The 9,601-nt window shown below is 63.3% G+C and carries 9 protein-coding genes; 2 read left to right on the top strand and 7 right to left on the bottom strand.

Features of this window, described 5'->3' with window-relative positions:
- Positions 1-245: 245 nt before the first annotated feature.
- Positions 246-1,460: a 2,3-bisphosphoglycerate-independent phosphoglycerate mutase gene (locus V7116_RS24015; protein ID WP_324394531.1), complete on the top strand. Its 1,215-nt coding sequence runs from the start codon at positions 246-248 to the stop codon at positions 1,458-1,460.
- Between the two features lie 78 nt (positions 1,461-1,538).
- Positions 1,539-2,150, top strand: coding sequence for a 2,3-bisphosphoglycerate-dependent phosphoglycerate mutase (locus V7116_RS24010; protein ID WP_324394530.1), 612 nt, complete (start codon positions 1,539-1,541; stop codon positions 2,148-2,150).
- Here V7116_RS24010 and V7116_RS24005 read toward each other — a convergent pair.
- The 7 genes from V7116_RS24005 to V7116_RS23975 all read right to left on the bottom strand — a co-directional run bounded on the left by V7116_RS24005 (position 2,138) and on the right by V7116_RS23975 (position 9,419).
- Positions 2,138-2,872: a TIGR01906 family membrane protein gene (locus V7116_RS24005; protein WP_324394529.1), complete on the bottom strand. Its 735-nt coding sequence runs from the start codon at positions 2,870-2,872 to the stop codon at positions 2,138-2,140. The two genes, V7116_RS24010 and V7116_RS24005, sit on opposite strands and share 13 nt — an antisense overlap.
- Positions 2,873-2,887: 15 nt before the next feature.
- Positions 2,888-4,477 carry a spermidine synthase gene (locus V7116_RS24000; protein ID WP_324394528.1) on the bottom strand — a complete coding sequence of 530 codons (1,590 nt, stop codon included), beginning with the start codon at positions 4,475-4,477 and terminating at the stop codon, positions 2,888-2,890.
- A gap of 49 nt (positions 4,478-4,526) precedes the next feature.
- Complete coding sequence (locus tag V7116_RS23995) at positions 4,527-5,798, bottom strand: DUF58 domain-containing protein (RefSeq protein WP_324394527.1); 1,272 nt, start codon at positions 5,796-5,798, stop codon at positions 4,527-4,529.
- Positions 5,799-5,823: 25 nt separating this feature from the next.
- Complete coding sequence (locus tag V7116_RS23990; protein ID WP_324394526.1) at positions 5,824-6,780, bottom strand: AAA family ATPase; 957 nt, start codon at positions 6,778-6,780, stop codon at positions 5,824-5,826.
- A 119-nt stretch (positions 6,781-6,899) separates the two neighbouring features.
- Positions 6,900-8,012, bottom strand: coding sequence for a glycosyltransferase (locus tag V7116_RS23985; protein WP_324394525.1), 1,113 nt, complete (start codon positions 8,010-8,012; stop codon positions 6,900-6,902).
- Positions 8,009-8,662 carry a ribonuclease HII gene (locus tag V7116_RS23980; protein WP_324394524.1) on the bottom strand — a complete coding sequence of 218 codons (654 nt, stop codon included), beginning with the start codon at positions 8,660-8,662 and terminating at the stop codon, positions 8,009-8,011. The genes V7116_RS23985 and V7116_RS23980 overlap by 4 nt, the downstream gene beginning before the upstream one ends.
- A complete protein-coding gene (locus tag V7116_RS23975; RefSeq protein ID WP_324394523.1) occupies positions 8,646-9,419 on the bottom strand; it encodes a dolichyl-phosphate beta-glucosyltransferase in 774 nt (257 codons plus the stop codon). Before V7116_RS23975 ends, V7116_RS23980 begins: the two co-directional genes overlap by 17 nt.
- Between the last annotated feature and the right edge of the window lie 182 nt (positions 9,420-9,601).

The raw sequence follows: 9,601 nt of genomic DNA, 5'->3' as shown, positions 1-9,601 counted from the left end.
TCGCCGCTCCAGTTCGCTGACCTTCTGTCCGATTAAACTTGTACATCGGGTTAGCAATAAGTGTAAGGATCGGAAACAAGCGGGAAAATAACCCAAATTCCAATGTAAATTGTACCGAGTCCGCCCTGCTTCCACAATATCATTACGCATCCCTTTGCCTGCTGAGAATCACTTGACGTATGAGGGGCAGGTGTTAAAACTATGCTCGGCTTCACGGATGGATTTAGACACGAGAGAGGGCACCAATGGCTAACTTTGATTTGATGCGGCGCCTGGCGGTCAACACGGGTGGCAAAATCCTGCTGCTGGTGATGGATGGACTGGGTGGGTTGCCCCGCGAGCAGGGCGGCCCGACGGAACTCGAAGCAGCGCATACGCCTAATTTGGACCGGTTGGCGCGTGAAGGCTCCACCGGCCTCAGCATCCCGGTGGCGCGCGGCATAGCCCCCGGCAGCGGCCCGGCGCATCTCGCGCTGTTCGGCTACGATCCGCTGGTGTACGACATCGGGCGCGGCGTGCTCGAATCGGTCGGTATCGGGCTGGATGTGAACCCCGGCGACGTGGCGATTCGCGGTAACTTCTGCACCGTGGACAAGAACGGCATCATCACCGACCGCCGCGCGGGCCGTATTTCCACCGAAGAAGGCGCGAAGCGCATCGATGTGCTGCGCGACATCAAGATTCCCGGCATTGATATCGATATCGAGATCGCCAAGGAATACCGCTTTGCGATGGTGTGGCGTGGCGAGGGCTTGAACGGTCACATCGCGGACACCGACCCCCAGCAGACCGGCCTCGCGCCGCTGCCTGCCAAGGCGCTTAGCCCTGAAGCGGAGCGCACCGCTGAGATCGCCAACCAGTGGCTGGCCGAAGCGCGCGAGCGTCTGCGCGGCCACGAACCGGCGAACATGGCGACCCTGCGCGGCTTCGCAATGGACCCTGCGCTGCCCAAGTACAGCGATGTCTACAAGCTGAAGGCTGCCTGCGTGGCCGTGTACCCGATGTACAAGGGCGTCAGTAAGCTGGTCGGCATGGATGTTATCCCGACGACGGCGCACGACACGACCGAAGACGAGTTCAAGAAGGTCGCGGAGATCTGGAACGATTACGACTTCGTCTTCTGCCACATCAAGTACACCGACAGCCGCGGCGAAGACGGCAACTTCGATGCCAAGGTGAAGGTGATCGAGGGTGTGGATCAGGCGCTGCCGATTCTGTTCGACATGAATCCCGACGTGGTGATCGTCACCGGCGACCACTCGACGCCCGCAACCTACAAGGCGCACAGCTGGCACCCGGTTCCGACCCTGCTGTGGGCTCCCGCGACGCACATGACCGACCGCGCGGAGTGCTTCGGTGAGCGCGAATGCATGACCGGCGCGCTGGGCCAGTTCCCGGCGACCGATCTCATGCCGCTGGCCTTGGCGCACGCCAAGCGTCTGACCAAGTACGGCGCGTAAGTCCGTCTGAGGACTGTCAATTGAATGCGGAAAACGGGGTCGCTTGCGGCCCCGTTTGCGTCTCGCCCGGAGGCGACGATGGCGACCGGAATGCTGATCCTCGTGCGGCACGGCCAATCGCAGTGGAACCTGGAAAACCGCTTCACCGGCTGGACGGATGTGCCGCTGACCGATCAGGGGCGGGCGGAGGCGCGGGCGGCGGGCGAAGCGCTGCGCGGTTTGCACATCGATCGCGCGTTCACGTCTGAGTTAAGCCGCGCGCAGGAGACGCTGCGCATCATCCTGAGCGTCACGGGGCAGGAAGACGTTCCGGTCTCGCATGACGCTGCCCTCAACGAGCGCAGCTACGGCGATTTGCAGGGGCTGAATAAGGCTGAAACGGCGCAGCATATCGGAGAGGCGCAGGTCTATGCATGGCGGCGCACCTTCCGGGGCCGTCCGCCGGGCGGGGAGAGCCTGGAAGATACGCAGGCGCGCGTGCTGCCGTATTATCGCGCGGCAATCGAGCCGCACCTGCGCATAGGCGAAACCGTGCTGGTCGTCTCGCACGGAAACACGCTGCGGGCTCTGGTCATGGTGTTGGACGAGATCCCCGAAGCGGCGCTGCCCGAACTCAGCATCCCAACCGGGGTTCCGCGCTGCTATCGTGTCGATGAAGCGGGCGTAATCCGCGATCGTTATTCACTCTGAGCGGGCGAGGTGGCTTTCTGGGCGCGTGCTTCCCATATCCATGCCGTGCCGATGGCGGCGACCGCGCCGAGCACGGTCAGCGCCCCAATGGCCAGCGCTGCGTCGAACCAGAACTGCTCCGGGAACAGGCGGATCAGTGTCGAACTGGTGCTGAACAACCATGAATTGCCCTCGAAGAAGATCCGGTGAAAGCCGGTGAAAAACGTGTCCCAACTGAGCAGGGCCATCACCACGACGGTGACAATGAGGAAGATGGTGAGCAGGCCGCCGTTGAGCCATGCCCGGCGCAGCGCGCGGCGCGTTGCGGCGCGCCAGCCCAATCCGATCATCGAGACGGCAAGGGCCAGGGTTAGCCCGGTGTGCGCGGTGAAGGCGGCGCGCGTCACGACCTTCACATCCGCCATATGCTGAAGCTCTTTTGGCGTATACATCGACTCGCCGTCGAGCGTGAGATCGCCCAGATAGCTGATTCCCGCATCATTACGCAGGTAGTCCACCGCGTAGGGCGCGTACTTCAGGCGGTCTTCTTTCGTGAACCCGAAGCGATCCGCCGGGAAGCCGGGACGGTTGTATTCGATCTTCAGGAACGTGCCTGACATGACCATCCGCACGCTGGTCAGCACGAGGAAGACGGGCAGGGTGATCACGATCAGGCCCTGAAGAAAGGTCACAAGCCAGTGTGGGAACAAGGGGCGCGCAGGGACAGCCGGGGTGTTTTCCATGAGGACGCCTTTGGGCTACTGTTCTAGCTCGTTAATGCCGCCGTGCATCACGAAGTCGATCACCATCGAGTCCACCACCCATTCGACAGGCGCGTGATCGTCGGTAAAGACCAGATCGGAGGCGACGGTCGGCACGATGGACAGCACGGCGCTTTGCAGGGCGGCGCGCAGGACCGGGCTGGCGTTCTGGGGCAGGGCGGCAAGGTTGGCGCGCAGATTGTCAGGGCTGGTAGGCTGCTGCGTGGCGACCAGGATCGTGTTGTATGAGTTCGGTACGTCCATTGTGTGAACGGTCGGGAAAACGTCGAGCAGCGTCGCGGTCATCGCATCGGACAATCGGCGGTCCGTGCCGGTGCGTCCTACGTTGATGATCACCACGCCATCCGGCGCGAGGTGGTTCTGAACTTCCTCGAAGAATTCGACGGTGGTGAGCTGCCACGGCACGTAGGGCACGCGGTAGGCGTCAACGCCGATCATTGTGTAGCCTTCGCCAAGCTGCGTCAGGCCGTAGCGCCCGTCTTCGATGATCACGTTCAGGTTAGGCATGGTCATGCCCATATACTTGCGGCCCGCTTCCACGATGCCGGGGTCGATCTCGATGCCATCCATCGGCAGGCCGGGATAAACCGCGTCGTGCTGCTCCGCGATGGTTCCCGCCGCCAGCCCGACGATGGCGATCCGCTGCATCCGGTCGGGCGTGTAGGGCGGTGCGTTGAAGTACGGCCCGGTCAGGAAAAAGTCCCAGGTGCGGTCGAACGAGAGATCGGTCGGATGCCACTGCGAGTGGATCCCCTGGCCCTCGTTGAGCAGCAGGTAGCGGTATCCGGCGCTGTCTTCCACGACCTGCACGAGATTATAGGCCGTCTCGTCTTCGTACAGCAGAGTCATGCCTGCTGGAGCGGGACGCAGCGGGCCGTGCAGCGCCGCCACTGCCAGCGCCGCCAATGCGACCGGCATCCACAGCAGGCGCAGCGCGGCGCGTCGATTTTGCAACCACAGCCCGACCAATCCCAGCGCCAACAGGAGGCCGGAGAAGATCAGGAAGGTGCGCGCTGTGCCGACGGTGGGGATCAGCAGCAGCACGGGTGTGAACGTCCCGATGATGCTGCCGAAGGTTGAGAGTGCGTAGAGCTGTCCGGCGGTGCCGCCCGCTTCCTCCACATCCGAGAGGGCCAGTCGAATCGAAAAGGGCGACACGCACCCCAGCAGTGTGACGGGCAGCGAAAACAGGATCAGTACGCTGACGAACGAGCCGACCGTCACCGCTGCGTCATAGCCCTGGACGGCTTCGGCGGCAGCGCGCAGGACTGGATGCGCGACGAGCGGTGCGACCCCGCTAAGGAACGCGGCCCAGGCGATGATCCTGTAAAACGTCGTGTAGTAGGGCGAGCGGTCCGCCCAGCGCCCGCCGACGAAATAACCCACGGACAGGTAAATCAGGATCAGCCCGACGATGTTCGCCCACACGACGTTGCTCGTGCCGAAAATGTTGCCAAGCAGGCGCGAAGCGGAGAATTCTACGGCAAGCGTGGTCATGCCGCCGCAAAACACCGTCAGGTAGAGCAGTCGGCGCTGGAGGCGAGGAGCGGGAGCGGATGTGATCACGATTTGAAAAGCCTTTGCTGCTGCGCTGCGAAAAGGATTTGGGGACTGCCTACAACATGGCGCGTGCCCTGACGCCCGTCACGCGATAGCTGAGCGCCGCCGTCAGATCGTCGTCCTGGTGGACGGTGTGCACCTGAATGCCGGCGGCTTCGAGCATATTCTGAAGCGGCGCCGTGTCTACAGTGGATCCGAAGCTGCGCGGATCGATCAGGACACAGCTCACCTGGATGCCGCGCCGCGACAGGGTATAGGCTTCGGTCACCCAGCGCGGGTCCACGGACGCGGTGACGACAACCGCCGTCGTGCCGCGCGCGAGATAGTTCGCCTCAAGGGCCAGCATCTGCTGGAGCGTAATGTCTGATGAACTGTGCGCCACGGCCAGAATTTCGAGGATGCGGGTGAGCAGGCGCGGTCCCCGGTCGGGCTGCACGATCTCGCGGCGCGGGGCATAGGTCGCAAAGCCGAGCGCGCGCCCCTTATCCACGAAATAGCGCGCCAACGATGCCGCGACGGTAACCCCGTATTCCTCGGTGGAAGGCGGCAGGCTGGGAGGCGGCATGGTGGCAAAGCTGCCGTTGCCTGTGCCCGGAGCGCGCTCTACCAGCGATCCGTGTGACAGATCGAGGAACAGCCAGACATCCGAGAGCGGGTCCAGCTCGAATTCCTTGACCAGCAGGCGATCTTTGCGCGCCGAGCTGCGCCAGTGGATGCGGTTGTAGCTGTCCCCGGGCTGGTAGTCGCGCACGCCGGAAGCGTTTGTCGTGACGAAATGCGCGCGGCGTCGCACCGCCTCCCCACCGGAGAGCGTGCCCGCCGGGGTCGCAAAACGGTGGATTGGTACGGTGGGCGGGTACACGATGATGCTGGATACCGCCGCAATCTGGCGGGGGAACTGGAACAGCCCGAACGGATCGCCGCTGACGACCGTCATGGGGCCAAGCTGGTATTCGCCGCGCCGGGTGCAGAGCGTGTGCGTTTCCCACTGATAGCGGCGGCGCGGGCCGAGCGTCGGGACCACATGACTGGGATTATGGCCGGGCAGGTCGGAGTGATCGAGCACTTCGATCCACAATTTAGGGATGAGGCTGGTGTTGCGGATGGAGAACGCTTCGTCCAGCGTGCGGCCCACCTGGGCCCGCCGCGCGTAGGTGGTGCGCGAAATCGCTAGCCAGTTCACCGCCGCCCACGACCACACAAATGAGCCGATCAGCAGCGCGGCAATCGCATAGGCCAGATTGAAGAAGAAGGTCCGCCCACTGATCACGCCCATGACGAGGCAAAAGATCAGCAGACTGTAGAACGCGTTACGCCGGTTAGCCATCTGTCAGCACGTCCTGACCGGGCGGCTAGTAACGTGCGCCGACTGTCGCGCCGGGAACCGGGACGGAGTTCAGGATGCTGTGGACGATGCTGTTAGAGGTGATCTCTTTGATGCGCGCGTTTGGCCCCACGATGATGCGGTGCGCGAGCGTTACTTCGGCCAGGGCTTTGACGTCATCGGGAACCACATAATCGCGCCCGACGATGGCGGCGCGCGCTTGCGCGGTGTGGTAGAGCGCGATCGCGCCGCGCGGGCTGGACCCCAAATAGACATCCGGGTGCTGCCGCGAGCTGGTCACGATGTTCACGATGTAGCTCTTGATGTCCTGGTTCAGATAGATATCGCGCACGGCTCGTTGCGCCGCAATTAGTTCCTCGACCGTCACCACCTGCCTCAGCGTGGTCAGCGGGTGCTGGTACTGCTGCGAATCGAGCATGGCAATCTCCTCCTGCGGGCTGGGATAGCCCAGACGGATGCGCAGCATGAAGCGGTCAAGCTGGGCTTCCGGCAGGGGGAACGTGCCTTCGTATTCGATTGGGTTCTGGGTGGCGACGACCAGAAACGGTTCTTCGAGCGGATACGTCACGCCGTCCACCGTCACCTGCCGCTCTTCCATTGCTTCCAGCAGGGCGGCCTGCGTTTTGGGCGTGGCGCGGTTGATCTCGTCCGTAAGTACGATCTGCGACATGATCGGGCCGGGGCGGAATTCAAACTCGCGCGTGCGCTGGTTGAATACCGAGACGCCCGTCACGTCGGACGGCAGCATGTCGGGCGTGAACTGGATGCGGTTGAACGACGCGCCGATCGAGCGCGCGAGCGACCGCGCCAGGATGGTTTTACCCACGCCGGGAACGTCTTCGATCAAAATATGCCCCTGGCACAGCAGGCCCAGGACCGTCAGCCGGATCTCGTTGCGTTTGCCGATGATCACCTGCGAAACGTTTTCGATGATGCGCTCGGCAACAGATTGCACAATATTCATGAGATTGGTCGCCTTCGGTTCATCCATTACAGGGGTAGACTGCGAGATTATAGCGCACCGTCTCTCGCGCTGGAAAATGCGCTCATCCTACGTTAAGGCGGCGCGGGCCCGCTGCCGGTTCAGGCGCGGTCTCGCTTTGTGCTGAAACGCGCCCATTCGCGCTCGACCGTGTCCATCATCTGGCGCTTGAAAACCTCCGAATCGAACTGCATGGCGTGTTCGCGCACGGCAGCGGGATCGTAGGTCGAGGCGTCGAACGCTCGCAGGGTCGCGGCCAGCGAATCAACCGTGGGCTGGTCGAAGAATGCGCCGGTCTTGCCAGGGATCACCGTGTCCAGCGCACCGCCGCCCTTGTAGGCGATCACGGGGCGGCCCGCCGCCTGCGCCTGGACGGGGGCGATGCCGAAATCTTCCAGGCCGGGGAAGATGAACGCCCGGCAGCGCGCGAACAGATCCGGCAGATCGTCGTCAGGTACGTAGCCGAGGAACTGCACGGTCGGCCCGGCCAGCGCTTCGAGCCGCTCGCGGTCACGGCCCTTGCCCGCGACGACCAGCGGTAGATCCAGGCGCGTGCAGGCTTCGACGGCGAGATCGATCCGCTTGTACGGGATCAGGCGCGAGACGATCAGGAAATAGTCGTCCACGGTGGGCGACGGCGTGAAGCGTTCGGCGGCTTCCACAGGCGGGTAGATCAGCGACGACTCGCGGTGGTAGTAGCGCCGGATGCGCTCGCGGATTTCGGTGCTGATAGCGATGAAGTGATCGACTTTTTGCGCGGCGGCGAAGTCCCAGCGGTGGTAGAGCCGGGCAACCGCCTGCGCTGCAAGACGTGTGACCCGTCCGAAATTTTCGCGCGCGAGGTATCCATCTAGCTCCCAGATATAGCGTGTGGGAGTCAGGCAGTAACAGATGTGCAGCGTCTCCGGCCCGGTATGCACGCCGTGACAAAAGCCGCTCTTGTTGCTCAACACGACATCGTAAGCCGACAGGTCGAGGCGGTCGAACGCGAGCGGGTACAGCGGCAGATAGCGCTGATGGTGGGTATGGATGCCGGGCAGCCGGTCCATCCACGTACTGCGGATATCCCAGTCCCGGTATTCCGGCGGCATCAGGCCGGGGGCGTACATGCTGGTGAAGACGGGTGCCTCCGGGTAAAAGCCGACGAGATGCTCCAGTACGTCTTCGGCCCCGCCGATCTGGTTGAGCCAGTCGTGAACGAGTGTGAGGTTCATTCCTGTGTCGCCCCCCGATCCGATTCCAAGACCGCGCGCAGCGGCGCGAAGGACATACGATGTGCCGGGCACGGGCCAAAGGTTTGCAGCGCATGGCGGTGTAGGGCCGTGCCGTACCCTTTGTGTTCCTCGAAGCCGTACTGCGGAAACGAGTCGGCCAGTTCATCCATGAAGCGGTCGCGTGTGACTTTGGCGATGATACTCGCGGCGGCGATGCTCAACGATTTTTGATCGCCTTTGATCAGCGATGTGTAGGGCAGAGGCAGCTCCGGCATGGGCATTGCGTCCGTGAGCAAGCCGTCGGGCGCGACGTCCAGCGCATCGAGTGCGCGGCGCATAGCAAGCCGCGTTGCAGGCACGATGCCCATCGTGTCGATCTCGGTATGCGTCGCGTAGCCCATGCCTGCCGCCCGCGCAACCTCCAGAATGACCGGGAGCAGCGCCGCGCGTATTTCGGGCGTGAGTAGCTTGGAATCGTTCACGCCGTCGAGTGCGTGGGCAAGATCGAAGCGGTCCAGCGGCAGGATCACCGCGCCCGCGACGACCGGCCCGGCCCATGCGCCGCGCCCGGCCTCATCCAGCCCCGCGACGGCGCACTGGCCTCGTTCGCACAGCGCGAATTCGTAGGTGAGGTCAGCGTGTGGAATCATGCGCAGCGGGTCCGTAGTGCCCCTGGTGCGCGCGGCGGCGGATGGTCATCACGTCCGCGAACATGGCGACCGAATCGCGCAGCGGGTGGATGCGCGTGTTGTCTTTGTAGTACCAGTTGACCGGCACTTCGACGATGCGGAATCCGCGCTGTTGTGCCAGGTAGAGAATCTCAACGTCGAAGCTCCAGCCGGTTAGCGTTTGCAGCGGAAACAGCGCTTCGGCGATGTCGGCACGGAACATCTTGAAGCCGCACTGCGTATCCTGAAACCCATGCACGGCAAACAGGCGCACGATCGTATTAAACACGCGGCCCATCAGGTGACGGTGCGTCGGTTCATTGTAACGCACCGCGCCGGGGGCCTCGCGCGAGCCGATGGCGACATCGTAGCCGTCGAGCTGCGGGGGAAGGAATTTATTCACTTCGTCGATCGGCATGGACAGGTCGGCGTCGCAGATGAAGCGGTACGCGCCGTGTGCCGCGAGCATGCCGGTGCGCACTGCCGCGCCCTTGCCCTGGATCGTTTCGATCAGGACGCGCAAGCAGTGGATTTCGGACACGAACTCTTCCGCGATGCCTCGCGTGTGGTCGGTGCTGTTATTGTCCACCACGATCACTTCGATCGCGTAGGGCTGCCGGGAAACAAAATCGCGGATCTGGCGCAGGCTTTGGGGCAGGCGCTGCTGCTCGTTGTAAGCGGGGATGACGATGGACAGCAGCGGCTGTTCCGACGTGGGGCGTACGATTTCGGATGGCAAGAGAACTCCAGCTACGAATCTTGATCCGGGCCTTTGCGTGCCGGGACCGGCGTGAGAATTGACTCCAGGTATTCGGTTGAAACACGGCGTCCGGCCTGGACGGTTCGGCGTTTCCGCAGCATTTTGGGAATGCCGAGGGCTGCCGCGCCCATGCCGCGCAGTCTGGCGCGCGCCGCCGCGCC

The organism is Aggregatilinea sp., assembly GCF_036822615.1.
Classification (GTDB): domain Bacteria; phylum Chloroflexota; class Anaerolineae; order Aggregatilineales; family Aggregatilineaceae; genus Aggregatilinea.
The sequence above is the reverse complement of the archived record's forward strand: the minus strand, read 5'-3'. Positions and strand labels throughout refer to the sequence as shown.